We start from the raw sequence: 889 nt of genomic DNA, 5'->3' as shown, positions 1-889 counted from the left end.
GTCCCCAGAGCACGCCATGGCGTTGGGCACGGTGGTGATGGTGCACAGCCGGGTCCGGTCCGCGTAGCCGGGTGCGCACTCGGACTCGGCGCCCCTGCGGGTGTTCAGCTCCTGCAGCCGGTCGGGGAACGTGAACTCGGTGTCGACGGTGGTGCCGAAGCCCAGGAGCCGGGTCGGCGTACCGGGCCGCCCGGGCTGCGCGGCGATCTTGATGGGCTTCTCGGCGACCGGGCGGTCCAGGCGTACCAGCGCGATGTCGTTCTTGTTGGCGGCCTTGTTGTCGCCGTTCACATAGCCGGGGTGGACGAAGGTCCGGTCGATCTTCCGGACGGTGCCGCCGGACTTGCGGTGATCGCTGCCGACGCGCACGATGCCGTCCAGCTCGAGGCCCTCGACCTTCAGGCAGTGAGCCGCCGTCAGCACCCACTGCTCATCGATCAGCGACGCCCCACAGTTGCCGTCGATCAGACCCTGGTCCGGAGCCGACTCCGGGATGACCGCCATGAACGGGTAGCTCTCGGTGGAGTCCGACCCGTTGACGATGGCTCCGGCGCTGCCGGCCATGACGGTGGCGCAGGCCGCGGCGGCGAGAACACCGACGGCAGCGGTGCGGGCGGTACGGCGGTGCGGCGACTTGAAGCTGAACACAGAGGTTCCCTTGTTGCTCGGTGGATCGTGTACTCGTTGAGCCTCGTGGTTCGAGACCCCGCGGACCATCCGGGCAGCGGGTCGGTCGATGGTGGGGCCTGCCCCCCTGCGGTGGCGGCCCGACCACCGGCCGAGCCCGGGTGAGCGGCCCCGCTACAACAGGTGGCGGGCGAAGAAGGTCCCCACCCGGCGCCGTACCTCGGCGAGTGTCACCACCGCGTCGGCGGTGCCGATGAGCGCG

At 70.5% G+C, this 889-nt stretch carries 1 protein-coding gene; it reads right to left on the bottom strand.

The window, feature by feature from the left end; translation table 11 throughout:
- Positions 1-648: S1 family peptidase (locus BBH68_RS38750; protein ID WP_065968587.1), on the bottom strand; the 648-nt coding region annotated here is incomplete at its 3' end.
- Between the last annotated feature and the right edge of the window lie 241 nt (positions 649-889).

Origin of the sequence: Streptomyces sparsogenes, assembly GCF_001704635.1 — a bacterium.
GTDB classification, from domain to species: Bacteria; Actinomycetota; Actinomycetes; order Streptomycetales; family Streptomycetaceae; genus Streptomyces; species Streptomyces sparsogenes.
Note: the sequence above shows the minus strand (reverse complement) of the source record. Positions and strands in the feature narration are given on the sequence as shown.